This window comes from Pseudomonas sp. MF09150 (genome assembly GCF_059862355.1).
Genome location: NZ_JCBCUS010000022.1, coordinates 1 through 20,237, shown reverse-complemented (window position 1 = coordinate 20,237; position 20,237 = coordinate 1). Strand labels below are relative to the sequence as shown.

At 58.3% G+C, this 20,237-nt stretch carries 20 protein-coding genes and 1 pseudogene; 6 read left to right on the top strand and 15 right to left on the bottom strand.

Annotated features, from left to right (window positions below):
* Positions 1 to 161 precede the first annotated feature (161 nt).
* From AC19YX_RS34960 to AC19YX_RS34950, 3 genes and pseudogenes are all read right to left on the bottom strand, one after another.
* A pseudogene (locus AC19YX_RS34960) lies at positions 162 to 242 on the bottom strand (lysis protein); the annotation flags it as partial.
* A gap of 219 nt (positions 243 to 461) precedes the next feature.
* Entirely contained in the window at positions 462 to 818 is a 357-nt protein-coding gene (locus tag AC19YX_RS34955) for a cyclophilin-like fold protein (protein WP_500608014.1), read from the bottom strand.
* 30 nt (positions 819 to 848) lie between these two features.
* The gene (locus tag AC19YX_RS34950; RefSeq protein ID WP_500608013.1) at positions 849 to 2,057 is read right to left on the bottom strand and encodes an MFS transporter; all 1,209 of its coding nucleotides are present in this window, start codon (positions 2,055 to 2,057) and stop codon (positions 849 to 851) included.
* A 230-nt stretch (positions 2,058 to 2,287) separates the two neighbouring features.
* Here AC19YX_RS34950 and AC19YX_RS34945 point away from each other — a divergent pair, with 230 nt between their 5' ends.
* The 5 genes from AC19YX_RS34945 to AC19YX_RS34925 all read left to right on the top strand — a co-directional run bounded on the left by AC19YX_RS34945 (position 2,288) and on the right by AC19YX_RS34925 (position 8,423).
* The gene (locus AC19YX_RS34945; RefSeq protein WP_500608012.1) at positions 2,288 to 3,220 is read left to right on the top strand and encodes an AraC family transcriptional regulator; all 933 of its coding nucleotides are present in this window, start codon (positions 2,288 to 2,290) and stop codon (positions 3,218 to 3,220) included.
* A gap of 87 nt (positions 3,221 to 3,307) precedes the next feature.
* The gene (locus AC19YX_RS34940) at positions 3,308 to 3,763 is read left to right on the top strand and encodes a (2Fe-2S)-binding protein (protein ID WP_078468648.1); all 456 of its coding nucleotides are present in this window, start codon (positions 3,308 to 3,310) and stop codon (positions 3,761 to 3,763) included.
* Entirely contained in the window at positions 3,763 to 6,018 is a 2,256-nt protein-coding gene (locus AC19YX_RS34935) for a xanthine dehydrogenase family protein molybdopterin-binding subunit (protein ID WP_500608011.1), read from the top strand. Before AC19YX_RS34940 ends, AC19YX_RS34935 begins: the two co-directional genes overlap by 1 nt.
* A gap of 17 nt (positions 6,019 to 6,035) precedes the next feature.
* Entirely contained in the window at positions 6,036 to 7,388 is a 1,353-nt protein-coding gene (locus AC19YX_RS34930; RefSeq protein WP_500608010.1) for a c-type cytochrome, read from the top strand.
* Between the two features lie 12 nt (positions 7,389 to 7,400).
* Complete coding sequence (locus AC19YX_RS34925; protein ID WP_421549177.1) at positions 7,401 to 8,423, top strand: XdhC family protein; 1,023 nt, start codon at positions 7,401 to 7,403, stop codon at positions 8,421 to 8,423.
* A gap of 212 nt (positions 8,424 to 8,635) precedes the next feature.
* Here AC19YX_RS34925 and AC19YX_RS34920 read toward each other — a convergent pair whose 3' ends face one another.
* The 6 genes from AC19YX_RS34920 to AC19YX_RS34895 form a co-directional block, all read right to left on the bottom strand.
* Positions 8,636 to 9,055, bottom strand: coding sequence for a hypothetical protein (locus AC19YX_RS34920; protein ID WP_078468644.1), 420 nt, complete (start codon positions 9,053 to 9,055; stop codon positions 8,636 to 8,638).
* 53 nt (positions 9,056 to 9,108) lie between these two features.
* Positions 9,109 to 9,879 (bottom strand): hypothetical protein, encoded by a 771-nt coding sequence (locus AC19YX_RS34915; protein ID WP_500608015.1) that lies wholly within the window; start codon positions 9,877 to 9,879, stop codon positions 9,109 to 9,111.
* A gap of 14 nt (positions 9,880 to 9,893) precedes the next feature.
* Positions 9,894 to 10,709 (bottom strand): acid phosphatase, encoded by an 816-nt coding sequence (locus AC19YX_RS34910; protein ID WP_500608009.1) that lies wholly within the window; start codon positions 10,707 to 10,709, stop codon positions 9,894 to 9,896.
* A 14-nt stretch (positions 10,710 to 10,723) separates the two neighbouring features.
* The gene (locus AC19YX_RS34905) at positions 10,724 to 11,566 is read right to left on the bottom strand and encodes a MipA/OmpV family protein (RefSeq protein WP_500608008.1); all 843 of its coding nucleotides are present in this window, start codon (positions 11,564 to 11,566) and stop codon (positions 10,724 to 10,726) included.
* A 75-nt stretch (positions 11,567 to 11,641) separates the two neighbouring features.
* Positions 11,642 to 12,676: a DUF1254 domain-containing protein gene (locus AC19YX_RS34900; protein ID WP_500608007.1), complete on the bottom strand. Its 1,035-nt coding sequence runs from the start codon at positions 12,674 to 12,676 to the stop codon at positions 11,642 to 11,644.
* A 145-nt stretch (positions 12,677 to 12,821) separates the two neighbouring features.
* The gene (locus tag AC19YX_RS34895; RefSeq protein WP_500608006.1) at positions 12,822 to 13,817 is read right to left on the bottom strand and encodes an AraC family transcriptional regulator; all 996 of its coding nucleotides are present in this window, start codon (positions 13,815 to 13,817) and stop codon (positions 12,822 to 12,824) included.
* Positions 13,818 to 13,932: 115 nt separating this feature from the next.
* On the opposite strand from AC19YX_RS34895, the gene AC19YX_RS34890 reads away from it, so the two are divergent.
* Positions 13,933 to 14,094, top strand: coding sequence for a hypothetical protein (locus AC19YX_RS34890; RefSeq protein ID WP_500608005.1), 162 nt, complete (start codon positions 13,933 to 13,935; stop codon positions 14,092 to 14,094).
* A 123-nt stretch (positions 14,095 to 14,217) separates the two neighbouring features.
* Here AC19YX_RS34890 and AC19YX_RS34885 read toward each other — a convergent pair whose 3' ends face one another.
* The 6 genes from AC19YX_RS34885 to AC19YX_RS34860 form a co-directional block, all read right to left on the bottom strand.
* Entirely contained in the window at positions 14,218 to 14,580 is a 363-nt protein-coding gene (locus tag AC19YX_RS34885; protein ID WP_500608004.1) for a DUF2388 domain-containing protein, read from the bottom strand.
* Positions 14,581 to 14,724: 144 nt separating this feature from the next.
* Positions 14,725 to 16,557 carry a long-chain-acyl-CoA synthetase gene (locus AC19YX_RS34880; protein WP_500608003.1) on the bottom strand — a complete coding sequence of 611 codons (1,833 nt, stop codon included), beginning with the start codon at positions 16,555 to 16,557 and terminating at the stop codon, positions 14,725 to 14,727.
* A 138-nt stretch (positions 16,558 to 16,695) separates the two neighbouring features.
* Positions 16,696 to 17,358: an iron-containing redox enzyme family protein gene (locus AC19YX_RS34875; RefSeq protein ID WP_020297374.1), complete on the bottom strand. Its 663-nt coding sequence runs from the start codon at positions 17,356 to 17,358 to the stop codon at positions 16,696 to 16,698.
* 68 nt (positions 17,359 to 17,426) lie between these two features.
* Positions 17,427 to 17,825: a nuclear transport factor 2 family protein gene (locus AC19YX_RS34870; RefSeq protein WP_020297373.1), complete on the bottom strand. Its 399-nt coding sequence runs from the start codon at positions 17,823 to 17,825 to the stop codon at positions 17,427 to 17,429.
* A gap of 38 nt (positions 17,826 to 17,863) precedes the next feature.
* Entirely contained in the window at positions 17,864 to 18,640 is a 777-nt protein-coding gene (locus AC19YX_RS34865; RefSeq protein WP_238596105.1) for a hypothetical protein, read from the bottom strand.
* Between the two features lie 188 nt (positions 18,641 to 18,828).
* Complete coding sequence (locus tag AC19YX_RS34860) at positions 18,829 to 19,275, bottom strand: HIT family protein (RefSeq protein WP_078468635.1); 447 nt, start codon at positions 19,273 to 19,275, stop codon at positions 18,829 to 18,831.
* Positions 19,276 to 20,237: the final 962 nt, after the last annotated feature.

The following is a 20,237-nucleotide window of genomic DNA, read 5'->3' as shown; positions in this document are numbered from 1 at the left end:
GGAAAGGCGTGTTCGCTCGGTCATGAGACGATTGCAATTACGCCCTCAAAGAATCCGTTCTTATTTCCGGCATCCACGTATCGCCTACGCAGCATGATTTGGTGTATTTGATTGCCGGGTTAATAGCAGTCGATGCGTCCGACTGGTTCCCCGACATACGCCTAACACGCTGCGAGGGCGATCAATCCTTGATCGCGCTCGCAGGTGATGGCAACAATTCGTTGAGCATGCGCTGGGTCAAGATAATCTGCTGCAACGGCCCACCTTGGGGACTGCATAACACTCAGGGTTAGCCCATCTCGTTGCCTGATTTCCGCTGGCATTGTTTCACCGTTATAAAGGGTGAAGTGCCAGATACTGCGCAGGCACGATCTGAGTATTCAGGTCGCCTCAGAACAAAGCCTTGATCCGCAGCATGGGATCAAACAATGAACCAACCCAGCAACGGCGACATCACTCGCTCAACTCCAGATGGAGGTCAAACTCCTCTTCCATCGCGGCGGAAAAGCGATTTTCTCGAAAGCGTTATCGTCGCTGAACTTCACCGTGAGCGGCAGCATGGACACAAGATCGCGGGAAGGCGGATTGTCGTTGAGTTCCAACACGGCCTTTTGAACTGCAAATTTCAGTTTGATCTTGGTCAACATCGCTGAGTTGTCTGGCATGACAGGCATCTCTTTACCCGGAGCCATTTGATCGGTGCTTTGGTGCAGCGATGAGCTTTGGGCCATGGCCACAGGGCTCATCGATACACAGATTAAAATCGCCGAGAGGATCAGCCACACGCTTGCTTGCTCGCCACTTCTTCTCATGTCCATAACCCATCCGCTGAGAGACGGCTGATCACGTCAGGCTGTCGCGCTCGACTCGACAAGATGAACTTGCGTGGCATTGCGACCCGCCAGCCAGGCAAGCACTGACGCGGCGACCAACACCGCGGCACTGAGCTCGAATGTGGCTTTGTAACCGCTTAGGTCAAAGGCTAGACCGCCAATGATCGCGCCTCCGGCAATCGCCAGTTGGACAATGGCCACAAGCAAGCCACCTCCGGCTTCCGCATCATCCGGAAGCGTTTGCGCCAGCCATGTCCACCAGCCGACCGGTGCGGCCGTCGCAACCAGTCCCCAGAGTCCGAGCAACACAGCGGTCAGTACCGGTGATTTGCCGAAGCTGACTAACGCCAGCGCGATGGCCGCCATGATCAGCGGGATAACGCTCAACGTGCGGTAGAGGCCGCGGCCCATAAACCTTTCGATCAGAAAGGTGCCGATAAAACCTGCCAGTCCCAGCCCCAGCAGCATCAACGACAAGGTTGAGACACTGACGCCAGTCACGCCCTCGAGAAATGGCCGCAGGTAGGTGAACAGCATGAACTGGCCCATGAAAAACACGCTGACGGCGACCATTCCCAAGGCCACTGGCAACTGTTTCATCAGCCGCAGAACGTTGCCGCTGCCTGCCTGGCGCTCGGCCTTGAAGGACGGAAGGCTTATCAGCAGCCACACGGCGGCAAGCACTGCGACCGGGACCACACAGAAGAATGCACCGCGCCAGCCGATCAACGAGCCAAGAAAACTACCCGCCGGCGCGGCGATGACCGTCGCCAGAGCGTTACCGCCATTGACGATGGCCAGCGCCCGGGAAACCTGATCAGACTGCACCAGGCGCATTGCAGTCGCCGCCGACAATGACCAGAAACCACCGATCGCGATCCCGATCAGGGCACGCCCAAACATGAATGAGGGATAGCCCGGCGCGAGCGCGACGACCGTACCGGAGACGATCATCAGTAAGGTCAGGCCCAGCAGCAACTTCTTCCGTTCAACGCGAGCGGCAACCGAGGCAATCAGCAGGCTGGTGATCAATGCAAAGGCACCGGACACGGAAATACCCTGCCCTGCCTGGCCTTCGGTGATGTGCAGGTCTGCCGCGATGGGCGTCAGCAGGCTAACGGGCATGAACTCTGAAGCGACCAAGGCGAATGCGGCCAACGACATGGCCAGCACTGCGCTCCAGCCGCCTGTTCTTTTAGAAGGATCTGTAGAAGGAAACGTCATGGGAACTGCCTGAGGTGCAAAAAAACGTGTGGGTGCGATGCGCAGGGGCAAGCCGTTTGTCGCCCATCCGGGCACTGCCCCTGTAACAGATAGACACATTCTCCCGGTCAATCCGGCCCTTCCCCAGTGCATTCCTCTTGAATGCTTGCCTGATCCTCTGGGGATGCAGGGTGATGGATAGGAAACGTCTCTTGCGCGGATTAGAGTTCGATCAACAGGAGTGACCTGACATGATCGATATCCCTCTGCGCCATGAATCGCCTTTGGCGTTGAACATTGACCCGCGCGTGAGCGCACCGGGTGACTTCGCCACGGCCATACCCGGGCTGTCGCTGTTTCGGCGCGACCAGCCGGCGCCGCCCGCCGTGTGCATGGTAGAACCCAGCCTGATTCTCGTGGGTCGCGGCGAAAAGCGCTTGTGGGTCGGTGGTGAGGGCTACAACTACGACCCTTCACGGTTTCTGGTCACCTCACTGGACCTGCCCGCCAACTCCGAAGTGATGCTTGCCAGTCCCGAACAGCCCTGTGTCGGTCTCGTACTGAAACTGGATATCAGCATGCTTGCCGAGGTCATCACCAAGAGCGGCTTGCCTGCGAAGCGCCAGCAATCAATGGGTACGGGCGCCGGGATCGGCAGCCTGTCTTGTGCTCTGGAGGGCGCGCTCGATCGCCTGCTGGCATTGCTGGATGAACCCGAGGCGATCCCGGTCCTGGCGCCGCTGATTCTGCGAGAAATCCACTATCGGCTGCTCCATACCGATCAAGGCGCGCGGCTGCGACAAATCACTGCCGTCGATGGTCAGGGTTATCGCATCGCCAAGGCCATCGACTGGCTCAAGGTCAACTACACCGATGCCCTGCGCATCGACGATCTGGCCGCACGGGTGCAGATGAGCGCCCCGACCTTTCACCATCATTTCCGTCAGCTCACCGGCATGAGCCCGCTGCAGTACCAGAAATGGCTGCGGCTGAACGAGGCTCGTCGACTAATGTTGATGGAGCACCTGGACGTCTCGCGGGCTGCATTTGCAGTCGGCTATGAAAGCCCTTCGCAATTCAGCCGCGAATATGGCCGGCTGTTCGGTACCGCGCCCAGTCGTGACATTGCGCTTCTACGTGGGCAGCCATACGAGGCAGAAGCACTCGGCACCGCAGCGAACTGAACAAAAACCAGCGTCAACGGTGATGCGCCTCGCCGCGTGTCACCGCTCATAACAATGCACGTCAACCGATGATCAAGCGGGTGAACCATGGAACTTCGAATCAACCAGAAGACCTATCAGGTCGATGCCGACGCCGATACGCCCTTGCTGTGGGTGATCCGCGATGACTTGGGCATGACCGGGACCAAGTACGGCTGTGGCCTGGCGCAATGCGGCGCCTGCTCGGTGCTGGTGGACGGCAACGTCGTACGCTCCTGCGTCACGCCGGTGGCTGGCGTGGTCGGCCGCGAGGTCACCACCATTGAGGCCATCGAAGCCGATGAAGTGGGCAAACGGGTGGTCTCGACCTGGGTCGATCTGCAGGTCGCCCAGTGTGGCTACTGCCAGTCCGGGCAAGTCATGGCCGCCACCGCGCTGCTCAAACACAACCCCAAACCCAGTGATGCGCAGATCGAGGCGGCGATGGTTAACCTGTGCCGCTGCGGCACTTACAACGCCATTCACGCCGCCGTGCATGAACTTGCCACCAAGGGAGACGCGTGATGAACGTTCATATCGACCCTTCACAGCACGCCTCGGCACTGGACCTGCACGAACCGATCAATGTTTCGCGCAGACGTTTTCTGACCGGTACCGCCGTCGGCGCACTGGTCCTCGGCTTTGGTCTGCCACTTGGTGCGACTCGCGTGCAAGCTGCAGCAGCAACGGCGACGGCGGCCGAGCGCGGCACGCAGGTCCCGGCGTTTCTCGAGATCCGTCCGGACAACCGCGTGCGCTTGCTCTGCCCGTTCATGGAAGGCGGACAAGGTACATTCACCGCAATGGCGCAGATCGTCGGTGAAGAACTGGATGCCGACCCGGCGACCTTTCTGGTGGAAGCCGCCCCGCCCGGCGAGGCCTATGTGGTGATGGAGAACGGCATGCGCATCACCGGCGGCAGCATGTCGGTGCGCATGAGTTACCCGGTCATGCGCCGCCTCGGTGCCCTTGCCCGCGCCATGCTGTTGCAGGCGGGCGCGCAGCAGCTTGGGGTGTCAGTGGACGAGTTGAGCACCGAGCCAGGCAAAGTCGTGCATGCCAAGTCGGGCCGCTCGCTGGCCTACGGTGAACTGGCCGAACGCGCGATGGATCTGCCGGTTCCCGATCCGGCCTCCGTGCAACTGCGTGATCCGAGCACGTTCCGCTGGATCGGCAAACCGGTGAAGCGCATCGATGCTTACGACAAGTCCACGGGCAAGGCGCTTTACACCATCGATCTGAAGGTCGACGGCATGCTGCATGCTGCCGTGCAACATGCCCCGCGCCTGGGAATGACGGTGGGCAACCTGCGCAACGAAGACCAGGTCAAGGCGATGAAAGGCGTGCATTCCGTGCATCGTCTGCCGGGCGCCGTGGCGGTGGTCGCCGAGCGTTGGTGGCACGCCAAACGTGCCGTCGAGGCGATCCAGGTCGACTGGCAGGAGCCAACGGCCGACAGCAACGTGCGGCCGATGCCCGCCGACTTTTCCAGCGATGCCTGGTTCAAGCGCCTCGCTGAAGATAAAGGCCCCGCCAAAGATGATGAAAATGAAGGCGACGTGGCGTCGATTCTCAAGGGGACCCAGACCCGGGTCGACGCCACTTACCACAACCAATACTTGAACCACGGCCAACTGGAACCGCCTTCTGCACTGGCCCGATTCAATCCGGACGGCTCGCTGGAAGTCTGGTTGCCGAATCAGGCGCCGGACATGTTCCGTGCCGACATCGCCAAACGCACGGGCCTGGATCCGTCGCGCATCACCTTGCATTCGCCGCTACTGGGCGGGTTCTTCGGCCGGCATTTTCTCTACGACTCGGCCAGTCCCTACCCTCAGGCGATCGCGCTGTCCAAGGCGGTTGGCCGTCCAGTCAAACTGATTTGGAGTCGCGAGGAAGAGTTCCTGCGTGATGTGCTCCGTCCCGTTGCCGCAGTGAATTTCCGCGCCGCGCTGGACAGCGACGGCTGGCCGCTGGCAATCGAAGCGATCAGTGCCACCGAAGGCCCGACCGAAGCCCTCGCTGGCAAGCAAGGTGAAAAGCTCGATCCGACGGCACTTGAAGGGTTGTCGGGCAAGTCCTATGCGATCCCCAACAAGCGCATCGCACAGATCTACGTCAAAGGTCCGGCCATGCTCGGTTACTGGCGTTCGGTGGGCAATTCCCTCAACGACTTCTTCTATGAATCGTTCCTTGATGAACTGGCCGACAAGGGTGGCAAGGACCCGTTCGACCTGCGCCTGCATTTGCTGCGCGACAACACACGGCTGACCACGTTGCTGCAGGCGGTGGGTGAGCTGTCGGGCGGCTGGAAACGCGGGCCGTTTACTGCCGAGGATGGCAGCCGACGTGCGCGCGGCGTGGCCATGGCTTCGCCGTTCGGTACAGAGACGGCGGTGATCGCCGAGGTGTCCATCGAGAACGGCCAGGTCAAGGTGCACGACATCTGGCAGGCGATTGACCCGGGCAGCATCGTCAATCCGGCGATTGTCGACGCACAGGTCAATGGCGCCGTGGCGCTGGGGCTGTCCCAGACGCTGGTGGAGGAGTCAGTGTGGATTGATGGCAAACCCCGGGCGCGCAATTACGATTTGTATCCGATCCTGCCGCCTGCGCGGATGGCTCGGGTACACGTGCGGGTGGTCGAGAGCGGGGAAAAAATGGGCGGTATCGGCGAACCGCCGTTGCCCGCCGTGGCGCCCGCCGTCGCCAATGCGGTGGCAAGGCTAACCGGCCAGCGGGTGCGCAGCCTGCCCATGAGCCGACACACCTTCACCTGATCAGCGCCGGAGCGTTCATGAACAACAGTCGATTCGCAAGAACCGCTGGCTGGCTGGCGGTGCCGTGCCTGGTCGCGGCAGGCCTGCTGACCTGGTACGTCACCCGCGAGCCTGTCTCGCGCCTTGAAAACCATCCGATCGCCGTGGCCGACATCGACCCGGCACTGGTCGCCCGCGGCGAATACGTCGCCAGACTCAGCGATTGCGTGGCCTGCCACAGCGTGCCGGGCGGTGCACCATTCGCTGGCGGACTGGAAATGGCCACGCCGCTGGGCGCGATCCATGCGACCAATGTCACCCCGGACACGGAAACCGGCATTGGCCACTACAGCCTGGCGGACTTTGACCGGGCCGTGCGCCACGGCGTGGCGCCCGAGAGTCGCCGTCTGTATCCGGCGATGCCCTACCCGTCCTACGCCAAGCTCAGTGACGATGACGTGCGTGCGCTGTATGCGTTCTTCATGAAAGGCGTGGCGCCGGTGAAACAGGCGAACATCCCGAGTGCGATTCCGTGGCCCCTTAACCTGCGTTGGCCGATTGCACTGTGGAACGGGGTGTTTGTCGACGCCGAGCCTTATGTGGCCAAACCGTCGCAGGATGACGTGTGGAACCGTGGCGCTTACCTCGTTCAAGGCGCAGCGCACTGCGGCAGTTGCCATACCCCGCGTGGCCTGGCGTTCAACGAGAAGGCACTGGATGAATCCGGCACGCCGTTCCTCGCGGGTGCCTTGCTTGATGGCTGGTACGCGCCGAGCCTGCGGGATGATCACAATACTGGCCTGGGCCGCTGGAGCGAGCCGGAGATCGTGCAATTCCTCAAGACCGGTCGCAACAAACACGCGGTGGTCTACGGCTCGATGACCGAAGCCTTCAACAACTCCACGCAATTCATGACCGATGACGACCTGACGGCCATTGCCCGCTATCTCAAGTCATTGCCCGGCGACCGCCAGCGCGACGGGCAGCCTTGGCAGTATCAAGAGGCCTCGGCAGCGACGCGTCTGAATGCCCCTGGCACCCACACCTACGAGACGCGCTGTGCTTCGTGCCACGGCCTGGACGGCAAGGGACAACCTGAATGGATGCCGCCGCTGGCGGGCGCCACCTCTGCACTGGCCAAGGAGAGCGCTTCAGCGATCAACATCACCCTGAATGGTTCGCAACGTGTGGTGGCTGCCGGCGTGCCGGACGCTTATCGCATGCCGGCCTTCCGTGAGCAGTTGTCGGATCAGCAGATCGCCGAAGTGCTGACCTTCATGCGCAGCACCTGGGGCAATCAGGGCAGTGCGGTTGATGCGCAGACGGTGGGCAAACTGCGTGAACACACCGACCCGGCCAGCAGCAGCCCGATCATCCTGCACATGCGCTAAGAGGAGATTTTGATGGAAAGCATCGACTTGCTGGTTCTGCGCACCGCGCGGGGCTGGCTAGCCGCCGGCGAGCGTGTGTTGCTCGCCACGGTGGCGCGCACCTGGGGTTCTTCGCCACGCCCGACGGGGTCGATGATGGCCTTGCGTGACGACGGTCGCGTGGTGGGCAGCGTGTCAGGTGGCTGCATCGAAGACGATCTGATCCATCGCTATACCACGGCCCATGGCGGCAACGCTTTTCGCGACAGCGCGCCGCAAGTGGTGCGTTATGGCGTCAGCGCCGATGAGGCGCATCGCTTTGGCTTGCCCTGTGGTGGCACGCTTGAACTGATCCTTGAGTTCAACCCGTCGTGGCAGTCTCTTGACGCGTTGCTGGTGCAACTGGACGCCGGTCAACTGGTTCGCCGTCGCCTGGCGCTGGCGACCGGTCAGGTCGCACTTGAGTCGACCGCGACGCCGGAGCAATTCAGCTTCGATGATTCGCAGATGCTCAATACCCTGGGGCCAGGCTATCGGATGCTCATGATCGGTGCCGGCGCGCTGGCCGAGTATCTGGCCACCATGGCGTTGTTCAATGGTTTCAAGGTGGCGGTGTGCGATCCGCGTCCCGAGTACATCGAGACCTGGGCGGTAGACGGCGTGGAACGCATCGTTGGCATGCCGGATGACGTGGTACGGGACTTCGCGGTGGATCTGCGCACCTGCATCGTCGCGTTGAGCCATGACCCCAAACTCGATGATCTGGCCCTGCTCGAAGCCCTCCACGGCCCGGCATTCTACATCGGCGCCATCGGCTCGCGGCGCAACAGCCAGCTGCGCCGCGAACGCCTGATCGAGCATTTTGGTGAGACCGAGGCGTCGCTTGAACGCCTGCACGGGCCGATCGGCCTCTACATTGGCAGTAAGACGCCTGCAGAAATCGCCGTCAGCGTGATGGCCGAGATCCTTGCGGCCAAGAATGGCGCGAGCTTGCCGAGTGGGCTCAGCATCGCCCAAGCTAAACAGTCCATCGAGTCTGTGGCGTTATCCTCGTAGAGCTATGCCTGGTTGCCGATGCCCAGCGCCTATTCCTCAACACTCCTGCAGCGCAAACCCACAGTAGTCACTGAAGCCTTGAGCCGCTTCGTTGAGTCGCTGGCGCACACGAGCCAATTATTGGCTGGCAGAGTGACGCTACCCGCGAAAGCTGGGCTGCCGGGTATACGCGCAAGGCTTGCTACTGGCGCGAGTTGCAATATCGAGCCCCACTATGACGCGCAATCCCGGTAGTGCTGCTGGTACTCCGCCCGTGTCCCAAGATGATCCGTCCACTGGCGAACAGGTTCAGCCTCTTGCTTGGTCAACTTCATCTGTTCCAATTCATCATGAAGCAGGAACACAAAATCCTCTTCGTCCTGTATCTGCCGCACGTCATGCAGGGTCCAGTGATGCTCGCTAATCAAATGGAGCCGAACCTGGTCCATGGCTTCCAGTCTGGCCCAGATTGCCGTATCGCCTTCGAGCATCCGCCCGGCGAAACACTTGAGCTTGTACAGTCCGAGTGCCATACGGGTGTGCTGATCGCCCGGCAACTCTTCCCAGCGGAGACTGGGATTTTCAATCAGCAGTTTCTCGTACTTATCAAGCGCTGCCATCCATTCACGGTGGTGGTTGAATTCTTGAACCATATGCCGGGTCTCCGCGACAGTCCTTTCGAGTGAAATCAAAACGATATAAGGCTTCAGAAGCTCCCACTGATCCCCAGCAAAGGCCCCTTCTGGACGATGTCGTAGACGAAGCCATCATGGCGATAATTCACCCCCATCGCCCGGTAACCGACCACCGCCGAAAAGCCGGGCAAAAATTCCCAGCCTGCCAGCGCTGCCAGATCCCAGTCTTCCCGAGACTGCCCGGCGCCCGCCATCCCCCAGGACGACAACCAGAATCGATCGTTCACCGCATAGTGCCCACGCAGGCCCGCCATGGCGTCTGCCCAGGTCGCATTATCAGAGCCCGATAAGCCACCAAGCGGTCCACCATGGAAGCTGAGGGTGGTACCGCTGTACCAGACGCGTACGCCACCGGCGACTTCCAGTCGACGGGTTTCATCGCCCAACACTGTGTAGCCGCCACCCAGGAACCCGGAGGCGGTCTTGCTTTGCACCTCAAGTTTGGCGCCCCCGGGCAAGCGGTTGCGGGTGTCGGTGTCGATGTACATCAGGTCGGCGAGCACGCTGTAGGGGCCCCGACGCGCCTCCCCCATCAGCATCACCGACATATCGACCGTCTTGGCGATATCGGAAAAATCGGATTTTATGAACTGGGTTCCAGTGCTGCTATGACCCACGTGTCCACGAATGCCTGCGCCCCATACATAAGGTCCGCCGTTGAACGTCCAGTCATCGTTGTCTGCCGCCATGGCGGGCCCGACGCAGATACAGGCGCTAGCCAGTAGGGCCAGACGTGCGTGCTTTCGCAGCAGAGCCGAGGGAGGGTTGTCACGGTACATGATGGTGCTTCCCCCGATCAGTGCTGAGTCAGCGAGAGCGCCACGCCCTCGGCCGCACAGTCCTCTGCAGGCTTCAAACCGGCTTTTTGTGCGGCCTTGACCTCTTCCTTCGCGGCCGCCAGATCCGCCAGGAACGCCGGATTGCTATGCAAGCTTGCTACCGTCGCAGCACCCATGATGCGGCCTGCATCGACGTCGCTCTGCCAGTGTGCGTTGCAGATGATTCGGCTCTGGCCGAATGACAACCCGCGGGTCATCAACTCGGTTGCACGTTCAGGTTGAATCTCGGCCAGCAACAGGCCCCAGGCCCAACCGGCGGCGGAGTGGCCGGAAGGCCAGGAACCATCCGTGCGCAACAGCGGTTCCATGTCTTTGCGACAGGTTCCTTCGTTGTGTGCCACGAAGGGACGTGTGCGGTTGTAGGCATTCTTTCCGGCATAGGTGGAGCCTCCCGTATCGGTCAGGGTGCGCTGCATCAGGGTGTAGAGATGCGGTGTACTTTTCTCGCTGATCGGGGTGCCCATCGCGCAGGAGAATGCGTTGGCCGGGCCCGGGAATGACAGCTCTGCATCCGCCGCGGCGAGTTTCTCCCGCGCCGTACCGCGTAGTGACACTGCTGCTCGCCGAGCCTCCTCATCCCGTGCAAGCGCCGCAGAGTCGGGCTTAGGTGGGGCGCCCAGCAACGCCAGGCGCAGCGGCAAGTCTGCCGAGTTCAGATAACCCGGGGCCAGCTTGAAGTGAGGGTCCGTAACCTTTGTGGCCGCATCATCGGCAAGCACCAGTCCCGACCAGAGCAGGCTGGCCAGCCCCAACTGCTTATGTACTGTTTTCATCGAGTGTTCCCTTATCAAAACCGGTAAAGGGCATTCAGATAGGCGCCTGCGCCCACGTTTTCACCCGTCAGCGGGCTGTTGCGGGCATCAGAGACCAGTGCGTAGGTCTTGATGCCGCCTTCCAGTGCCAACTGTGGTTGCCATTGCCACGTGAGGCCCAGCTTCAAGGTCACGTCACGCATGCCGCCACCCGGGTGGTACTCGTCGAAGCCGGTGCGCGCAGCTTGTTGGGCAGTGACGCCGAAGCGCGCCATCATGTCTTTCTCATTGCTCCAGGTGCCGTACAGCGTCGAGTCCAGGGTCAATGTTGAAGACAGCGCGTATGCAGTGGCGAAACCGGCTTCCAGAAACGCGGTACGCCCCAAGCTCTCGCCACCGTAGTCGCGGCTCTGGCTGGCTTGCAGGCCCCGAACAAACAGACGACCGGCCGGCAGAACCCAATACGCTTCCGCTCCAACAAGAGCGGTGCTGTCCAGGTTGCCCATGCCCTTCAGGTAGTCATCACGACCGCCCAGAGTGTGGATTCTTTCCTTGCGTCCCTGGTCGTAACCCAGCAACAGGGCGATGCCGAAAGGCGACAACCCCGGCAAGTCCCAGCGCAGTCCGTCCGGGAAGGCTGCGGTGAACTTGCCCCAGTTTTCAGTAGGCAAAACCGCTTTGAGTTTCAGTGACGGGAACGAGGCGTAGTGTGAGGAACCTTCGTACAGCGGGCCAACGGCGAGTCCGCCACCCACGGTCACGGAGGGCTCACCTGAATCGTCTGCGTGAACAGGCAACACCGTCGAAAACGCAAGGGTCGCACTTATCATGAGCGTCGCTTGATACTTGAAAAAGTTTGAACCGCCGGTGGTGGTCATCGTTTCCTTCCTTTGGTGTAAACAACACGTATTGATGGGCGTTTATGCCGAGTTATAAACGTCAGGCGTTATGAATCAGAGCGCGACGGGCTGCGGCTTCGGGAAGCGCCATTGGCCATTCAGTATTTGTTCGCTCGGCTGATAAAGCCTGACTGTGTAGTTCCAGCCAGGTGGGGTAGGCAGGCAATTAGCGATACTCGCGTCGCAACCGCCGAACTGGATAACAATCGAGCCGTCCGCACTTTTTTTGGCGGTGAGGTTGTTCAACGAATAGGCGTCAAAGGGGTTCTTCTGGAAATAACCGTCGGCGTTATAAACACTGACCGACCAAAAGCTCTTGACCGGTACATCTCCAACTGTGAGCCGGTAAACGGTTTTCCCATCGTTCTCAGGCATCACGCCGCCGAGGTAGATAGCGTCCTTGGCTGGGTTCCCACCCCACCCCGTTGCTGTGCCGATCAAATGATGGATTGGATTGACCGTGCCCTTGGGGCCAAAGGATTGGTTGTAGTCAGGAATCGTCGAACCCAGGACCTCCAGGGCCTCACGCACCTTTGTCTGGCTCGCCTGGTCCCACTTAGGTACTACAAACTCCCCCACCCTGGCCTGGCTGACCGTGATTGCATCCTGCAGTGCATGTACCTGTTCAAGGTCTTGGCGATCTGCGGGATCGAAGAACGTGCGCACAGCAACAAATACATAGCGTGTGCCGACGGCCTCTTTGGTCAGTGTCCGACTCCCGGCGCCGTACGTAACGAAGGGCACGTAGTGATCTTCATTGATCATCGCCATCGATATGAACCGCCCGCCAGACTCTGGCAAGGTGATGGTGACGGGGCCTGCATCGAGATCGAACACGGCTGACGAATAGAGTGTGTCCCGATTCATCCGGACCACATTCTGGGCGTCGATGGGTACCGCTTCGCGGCTGTGAACAAACCGGCCCAAACTGCCACTCGCCACCATTTTCCCCAAGTAGAGGTCGGACTCGGCACGGATAAAGTTATCGACACCCACCGGTATCGCCGCCTCTGGCGATGACTGAGCGTTAGCACTTCCAGCAGCGACCAGCGCCATGGCAAAGACGCTGGCCGTGGATGAATGGGACATTTGAACCCCTTGATTATATTAGTTGGCGTTGATTTTTTGACTGTATAAGAACGCCTTGGCGCAAACTTGCCATTTGGTGCCAAAAGCAATGCGAGCGCGCACGAGAAGGCCGCCGCGCAAAGAGGCCAATTTTTTGGGAGAGGGGTTAAACGAGGATGTTCCGGTCTTGTTTCAAGAGGGCGCGATAGTGAGACGGCGGGCTTCCCGTCCAACGCTTGAAGGCGCGCGTAAAGTGCGCTGGATCGCTGTAGCCGACCATGTAGGCAATTTCGGTCGCGCTGTATCTGCCGCAGGCAATCAACTGCTGGGCTTCACTGCGACGGGTCTCGTCACGTAAAGCGTCGAAGTCGATACCGCAATATTCGAGGCGCCGCTGCAGGGTTCGAACAGACAGTCCAATCTTTCTTGAAACAGTGACAAGTTTGGAAAGTTCCTGATTCGCGATCTGCTGGACGAGCACGTCAGCGGTGTCAGCCGTCGACTTCAAGGCTTGGGTGGTTTTCCAGGCAACATCTCGAACAGGTTGCAGGGGAATCTCGAGCAACTCACGATCAAATTCGATCATGTTGTACTCAGCGTTCATGACCAGGTTCGGGCCCAGGTACTCTTCAAGCGCCTCGTCGCCTCGCTCTCTCGAGTTTTTTAGATACACCCGTATAGCGCCGGGCGCGCCGGACATGAGCGGCACTTTTCTAAGCACCGCCAGAGTGCCGAAAATGACCTGCTTCGGATCAGCCCCGTGGTGCCCGGTAAAATGTTGGATCAGTTTCGCCGTACGGCCTTCGGTGACAATTTTTACTTCGCTTCCCTGATGCACCAGGTTCGTATGGACCGCCGCCGCTGCACACGCCTGAGCGAGGTTGGTCGAGCCCAATATCAACTCGCCCCACATGCCGGTTGAGCGCACATCGGTCAGGTGCCCAATCATCGCTCCGCCAAAGGGGTCCTGTGCCACGGCAGCCATTTCATTGGCGATATGAAAGCAGGCCGCTCGCGATACCCAAGCTTCAGGGTTTTGAAAAACATGCGGGGAAATACCAAAGCGCCGAAAGAACTCCAGTGGCGACACCCCGCGCATACTCAGATAGGGGGCAATTTGCCTGAGTGTGCTGAGCTTGATGGCTGGCGTCGCATTCGTCATGGATATCCGCACCCTTTTTTAAAGGTAATGCTCTTGAAAACCGTCTGGTTATCACGCGGATAAACACTAGCAAATTTTTTACCAAACTCGCGCTTTTAAGCGCGTCGTAACCACCATGGTCGATCCAGAGGGAATGGCCGGCCAGATGGCAGCGCAGGTATTAGAAGAGAAAGGGGCCCGTCGGCAAGTATTCAGAACCCGCACCGAAGTGTGGGAAATGGATGGCATGACGATCACCGGCCAGCGCATCAACAGAAGAGAACTCAAACATCGCTGACCACGACGCATACCAGGTGCGGCTCGATACTGCACAGCTCGCACTAGCGAACCACACACCAGGGGTGCGTGAGACGAAAAAGCCCCGTGCGGGCTGGCTACCCGTCATCGAAACTCCATTCATCTAGCGCAATTGGTAAACCAGAACGGCTTCAGCCAGCTCGATGTCGCTGACTGTACCCATCGCATTCTGAGTCCGTAAAACCTCGAATGCCGCCTCCAGGTTTGCGCCTCTAATAACGCCATCACTCGCGACGAAAGCTGCAGCATCATTGCGAGCGGCAACTATCTTTCGGTCGCCTCTGTTTGAACTATTCCGACTACTTTCTTGACTGTCTTCGGTCAGCGTCACGGGGAAAAGCGTCACAGCAAGGCTCGATGAAACAATCGCTCCAAAGGCCGAGACTTCGACCGCCCTGCCATCACCCGCAATGGCGGGGAAACTGCACGAAAAACCGAGCACAAGCACAACAATCAGTTTGCGCAAAATCCACTCCACAGGTGTGTTTCATCCTTTGGGGGCTGAATCTACCGCCTTCCTGCCCAGGCATCCAGCAATGCTGCTCCGCTTAAGTGAGCAGCATTACTTAGTGATGCCGGCCTTGTGGTTTAACCCTCGCGCAGTTGCCCTTCAATAGCGGAACTTGCCGCCATGGATGTCCTGCAGCACTTGCTCGGTCACGCGCACGTAGGTTTCGGTGCCCGGTAGCCAGGCATAGACCGGGTCTTCGCCGGTTTGGCTGGGGTCGAAGGCTTCGGTCTTTAGCTTGGTTTTCTGGTATTTGAACGTGCCGGTGGTTTCCATGCAGGTCTTGATGCGCAGGAACATCGGGACCGCGTAGTGAGGCATCTGGCTTTTGACGAAGCGCAGCAAGTCGCAAAAGTCCAGTTGCTCCAGCGGGGCCGTTGGGGTGATGGCGGCCATGCCGGCGCGACCGTTGGTGTTTTTGATTTCCACACCGTAGGCCACGGCTTCGGCGATGTGGGGGTGTTGCACCATGATGTTTTCGACTTCGGTGGTGGAGACGTTTTCGCCCTTCCAGCGGTAAGTGTCCCCCAGGCGGTCGACGAATTGAGCGTGGCCAAAGCCGATATCGCGAATCAAGTCGCCGCTGTTGAAGTAGCGATCACCCTGTTCGAAAACGTCGTACAGCACTACTTTTTTGTTCTTCTCCGGATCGGTGTAACCGTCGAACGGGGCGTTGTCGTCGATCTTGGCCAGCAACAAGCCTTGGCCACCCTTGCCGACTTTCTGCATGAAACCGTTCGCGCCGCGCCGCGGCTCACCGGTGTCGTGTTCGTACTCCACCAGCGACCAGGTGTTGAGAGCAAAGCCGATGGTGTTGTCGAAATTGAGGATGTTGGTAAAGCCGATGTTGCCGTCACTGGCGGCATACAACTCGCAGACTCGCTCGATGTTGAAGCGAGTCTTGAAGTCGATCCACACGCCTGGGCGCAGGCCGTTGCCAATCATTTTCACCACCGGGTTGTCGCCATCGTTGCGCGCGGGAGGCTGGTCGAGCAGGTAGCGACACAATTCACCGACGTAGCAAATGGTGGTGGCCTTGAATTTGCGCGCGTCATCCCAGAACTGACTGGCGCTGAATTTGCGGCGGATGGCGAAACCCGAGGCGCCGGCCAATGCCGAGCCCCAGCTCACGCACAGCCCAGTGCCGTGATAGAGCGGCAAGGTGCAATAAACGATGTCATCGGGGCGCATATCCAGGGCGATCATGCCGAAGCTGCCGTAGGCTTTCATCCAGCGCCCGTGCTTGAACACCCCAGCCTTGGGCAAACCGGTGGTACCGGAGGTGTAAATGTAGAAGCAAGCGTCGTCGAAATAGACCTGCTGGGTGCTCGCCGGATTGGCGGTGGAGTGCTCTTCACTGACGCGGGTCAGGTTGACGTAACCCTCGGGCGCGATGCCCGCATCGCGAGTGGTATCGGTGTCAGCCAGGAAGAACGTGCTCAGCTCATCGATGGCGATGTCGTTACGCACCGCGTCAAAGGATGGCACCAACTCTTCGCCGACGATAATCGCCGAGGGATTGACCAGGTTCAAACTGTGGATCAGGACGTTTTTGGTCTGCGAGGTGTTGAGCATGGCGCAGATACCGCCGATCTTGCTGACGGCCAGCACGCTGACCAGCAATTCCGGGCGGTTTTCAATAAAGATGCCGACCACGTCGCCTTTTTTCAGGCCACGGGCAAGTAAGTAATGGGCGAAACGGTTGGCCCACTGGTTGACCTGTTCATAACTGAAACGATTGTCCTTGTAGAGCAGCGCCGGCCCCTGAGGGTTGCGCGCAACCGCCTGTTCGAAGGCCCAACCCAGGCCGCAGGGCTGATCGACCTTGAGCTTGGACGCTTTGACTCCCCTGACGAGCCGAGGAATGGCCCGGGTGATCGAGGGGATTTTGCGCAGCATCATGCCCCAGGTAATCATGTCGCTATTGCTACTCATGGCACCTCCTAGTGGATTGACCGTGGCAGCCAGGCGGTTCGACAAGCGCCATGACCAACCGATCGTTTTTATTGTTGTGCACGCCATGTAAAAAAGTCCTCACGCAGCGGGGTGCGCGAGGACGCCTGTTGCCAAGACTTAGAACTCGTCGGCGACCGACTCGAGGATTTTGCCCATCAAGTAAACCGTGGTGCGTGCGACTTGTTTGACCGCCTCTTTTTCTTCGTCGGTCTCGACCCAGCGGTCGATGGCTGCGTTGACTTGCTCGGAGTGTTTCTCGTCGATGATCGCGTGGGCGACGAAGAAGGTCAGTTCTTTATCGGTCAGCTTGAGATGGTTTTTGCATACGTCCATCAATGGCTCGAGGTGCTCGTAGCAGTCTTCGGCCCAGAAGCTGTAGCCCAGCCGTGGAATGATGCCGCGGCATACAGAGACGAAATCCAGGTAACCGTAGAACGCTTCGGTGGCCGGCAGCATTGGTTTTTCGAACTCGGACTTGTCGACGCCAATGGCGATGAGGTCGTTGTACGCCATGTTTTCATGGCCCAGTTCTTCCAGCGCATGCTTCATCGCAAAGCGCAGCAAGCCGACCTTTTTGTGGTCCTGGTTCCAGCACGCCACCGCTTGGTTGATCGCGTTGTTCTTGGTGTAGTGATACACCTGAACAATCGACTTGATGTAGAGCTCACGCTGCAACTCTGGGCGCTTCATCATCTGGAAAAAACGGCCGACCTTGATCTTTTCCCATTCGGCATCACAGACGGCTTTCAGCTCTTTGCGAAACTCGGTCACTTCAGTCATTTCACTCTCTTCCTTGGGGGGTTGATAAATCGCTTATGACGCTTTTTTTCTTTCAGGCGAACACGGACTTACAGGCGCAACACGGACTTAATGATGTAGATGAATTTGGAGAAGAACCCCAAGCCTTCGATAGTGTCCCAGTGTTCCATCAGCACACCGTTCTCCACACGATAAATATCGATCACCTTGTAATTCACGGTGAAGAACTTGTGCTTGGCCCAATGCTTGGCATACAGGAACACATAGTCGCCTTCCGCACAGACCCGTTCAATGCTGGTACCCGACTCGGGGAACGTCTTGAAGAACTGCGTAAAGTAGGTCTTGAAGCCTTCCCGGCGCGGCGGAATAAATACGTTATTGTGTTGTACATATTCCTCGGCAATCAATGTATCGGCGACCGCCAGTTCACGCTGGCCAAACATGCGCTCGTAAAACTCGATAACCACTTCTTTGTTCCTGGCTTCCATCTTGGATCAACCTCAATGTTGTCGTTATTTGGGGATGCTCATACCGCCAGTGAGTGCATAGCGGTACGGGCGGCCAAGGTGTAGCGAATCAAGTCATCAACGTCCTTCAGGTCCGCGGGGCAGCTTTGCAGGCCGAAGAAAGGCGTGACCGACGGCAACAGATCGCCTTTGTACAGGGCGTAGTAGTGATCGCCGCGAGCCTTGATTTGGAAGAAAATACCGTCCTGATCAAAGACGAAGCTGTCAAACTTTGGCGCAAGCCTCGGCTTTACGTAGGTGATGAACGTTTTGTAACCGCCTTCCAGGGCGACCAGCGAGGCGCCAGTCATGGCCAATCCGTTGACCACGTTCTTGACCGGGGAATGCTTGTCGACAATAAGTCGCGAGAGTTCAACGCATTCACGCTCGTAATTGGGCCCGGAGAACTGCACCAGTTGTTCATGGCTGATGAACTCGCCCGACTCATGAGGAAAAGGCGTAATACGCTGGGTGCCGATAATTTCACCGTCATAATAAAAGGCAAACACGTAAGAACGGGAATCGTATTCATCCAGGCAGACGCTTTCATCGACCGAGTTACCAAACAGCGTTTTGTAGTAAATCTTTCGTTGCCCGTACAACCGACTGCGGGCACGAGACAGTTCGATAAACTGTGCAGGAGTAACCACTTGCCTGACTTTAACCTTGTCAGACTGACACAACTCTTGGAGTACTGAATCATAGAAACTGTAGATGGCCGATCCGGCTGAATCATCTTTTACCAACTGCATACTTGCCGAAGGCAAGGCAGCCTTATTACTGGCGAGTGACGGCATGAGAACCCCCTTCTTGTTGTGATCTGTAGTATTTAGTTCAGCCCAGCGCAACTTAAGTTTCCACAGTACAATACATAGCTTCGCCTCCTTGCGTAGATACCTACAAGTTGATGATTTACTGACTGCGCACAGCAAGGCACCCAACCCTCTTATTACGGGCGTGCCTTTAAACTAAAAGAAACTTACAGTTAAACCGGTGGCAGCGCGGTCAAGGCTCGACGGATCTGCTCTGCGCGCTCGCCCAACACTTGGGGCGTCGCGAGTGGCAGGTCCGCATGCCCCAGGTTGAAACCATCACCGACAAAGCGGGCCAGCACATGCAGGTGTGCGTGCCCCACGGTTTGCCCAGCCACAGCGCCATCGCACAGCAGCAGGTTGATACCTTCACAGGGTTGTTCATTGAGGCTCAAGCCGCTTTCACGCAGGGCGGCCGCCACCCGTTGACCCACACGCATCATGTGGCCACAGGTTTCAGGAGGGATATCACCCAGGCCACTTGCGTGGGCCTTGGGAATGACCAGGACATGGCCAGGAGTAATCGGCTGGATGGAGAGAAATGCCAGGCACTGCTCGTCTTCGTAGACAACGGCAGCCGGTGATTCTTTCTTGGCGATTGCACAGAAAATGCAGTTCACGGATAGCTCCCTCTATTGTTGTAGGTGCAAACCCGGTGAAGGCATGAAGATCCGGGATGCTACAGGCTGAATTCCATTGCAGACCCAACAGCGTTGACCGCACAGCTTGAGGGTGAAATTACGCTTGGCATTCCGCACCTGTACACGGGAGTTTTGAAATGTTTTGTATCCTGAATTTTTGAAAAACACTTAATTGATTGATTTAGATGAGTTTTTTACGGGTGACTTTTGTATCCGTACCGATGCTCAAGGAGCGACCTCCCTGACACCCCACTCCTCCCCCGCTTTCTATAACGTCCGTTGTGGTAGCCACCCCCCCGCCTCAGCCAGGGGCAAGGGCCTGCTTTTTTGACCGCCGAAACCAAAATCCCCTGGTCAAGCAGGCCCACTGTTTCGTTTGTGCGTGGTGGGAATTTCACAAGATCGAGAGGTCGTTTTCAGAGTTGCTTTAAGCGCATGGAATAGCACATGTGTGCTAGTTGACTCTTCGCTCCTGCGACAATCATAGTCCCGACTACTGCTGCCAATTTGACGCTGCAACGGGTCGCACGGCATCACTAGCGGCGTTTGCCTGGGTAGTTCAACGCTCGAAGCTGATGATGATCGATGAAATGTATTATTTGATTTTTGGTCGTAATGAAGCTGACTTGATCTTTTAACTTCATCACCAAACGCTACGAGCATGGCAGCATCGTGCTGACCACAAACTATCGCCAGGGCAAGCCACTTGGTTGGCGGGTTAAATTTTTAGCGTGATGACTTAATTTCTTCATGCAAACAGATGTCAAATTTATATTCCAGGAGGTAGGACGCAGCATGTCAGAATTTTTGAGATGGCGGCCGCAAAAACTGAGTGCAACACCTCACCCTCCGGTAAGGTGCCGCCATGTCCTATACAGAACTCAGCGTCGAAGAACGCGCCACGATCCAGGTCGGGCAATATCAAGGTCTTAGTCAGCGCG

What these genes read in the sequence shown, in the direction of transcription:
- AC19YX_RS34935 (WP_500608011.1), top strand. Translation starts at nt 3,763, where the DNA reads ATGAACGTTCATATCGACCCTTCACAGCACGCCTCGGCACTGGACCTG.
- AC19YX_RS34945 (WP_500608012.1), top strand. Translation starts at nt 2,288, where the DNA reads ATGATCGATATCCCTCTGCGCCATGAATCGCCTTTGGCGTTGAACATT.
- AC19YX_RS34870 (WP_020297373.1), bottom strand. Translation starts at nt 17,825, where the DNA reads ATGGAAGCCAGGAACAAAGAAGTGGTTATCGAGTTTTACGAGCGCATG.
- AC19YX_RS34925 (WP_421549177.1), top strand. Translation starts at nt 7,401, where the DNA reads ATGGAAAGCATCGACTTGCTGGTTCTGCGCACCGCGCGGGGCTGGCTA.
- AC19YX_RS34920 (WP_078468644.1), bottom strand. Translation starts at nt 9,055, where the DNA reads ATGGTTCAAGAATTCAACCACCACCGTGAATGGATGGCAGCGCTTGAT.
- AC19YX_RS34940 (WP_078468648.1), top strand. Translation starts at nt 3,308, where the DNA reads ATGGAACTTCGAATCAACCAGAAGACCTATCAGGTCGATGCCGACGCC.
- AC19YX_RS34880 (WP_500608003.1), bottom strand. Translation starts at nt 16,557, where the DNA reads ATGAGTAGCAATAGCGACATGATTACCTGGGGCATGATGCTGCGCAAA.
- AC19YX_RS34930 (WP_500608010.1), top strand. Translation starts at nt 6,036, where the DNA reads ATGAACAACAGTCGATTCGCAAGAACCGCTGGCTGGCTGGCGGTGCCG.
- AC19YX_RS34875 (WP_020297374.1), bottom strand. Translation starts at nt 17,358, where the DNA reads ATGACTGAAGTGACCGAGTTTCGCAAAGAGCTGAAAGCCGTCTGTGAT.
- AC19YX_RS34910 (WP_500608009.1), bottom strand. Translation starts at nt 10,709, where the DNA reads ATGAAAACAGTACATAAGCAGTTGGGGCTGGCCAGCCTGCTCTGGTCG.
- AC19YX_RS34900 (WP_500608007.1), bottom strand. Translation starts at nt 12,676, where the DNA reads ATGTCCCATTCATCCACGGCCAGCGTCTTTGCCATGGCGCTGGTCGCT.
- AC19YX_RS34890 (WP_500608005.1), top strand. Translation starts at nt 13,933, where the DNA reads ATGGTCGATCCAGAGGGAATGGCCGGCCAGATGGCAGCGCAGGTATTA.
- AC19YX_RS34950 (WP_500608013.1), bottom strand. Translation starts at nt 2,057, where the DNA reads ATGACGTTTCCTTCTACAGATCCTTCTAAAAGAACAGGCGGCTGGAGC.
- AC19YX_RS34905 (WP_500608008.1), bottom strand. Translation starts at nt 11,566, where the DNA reads ATGACCACCACCGGCGGTTCAAACTTTTTCAAGTATCAAGCGACGCTC.
- AC19YX_RS34895 (WP_500608006.1), bottom strand. Translation starts at nt 13,817, where the DNA reads ATGACGAATGCGACGCCAGCCATCAAGCTCAGCACACTCAGGCAAATT.
- AC19YX_RS34955 (WP_500608014.1), bottom strand. Translation starts at nt 818, where the DNA reads ATGGACATGAGAAGAAGTGGCGAGCAAGCAAGCGTGTGGCTGATCCTC.
- AC19YX_RS34865 (WP_238596105.1), bottom strand. Translation starts at nt 18,640, where the DNA reads ATGCCGTCACTCGCCAGTAATAAGGCTGCCTTGCCTTCGGCAAGTATG.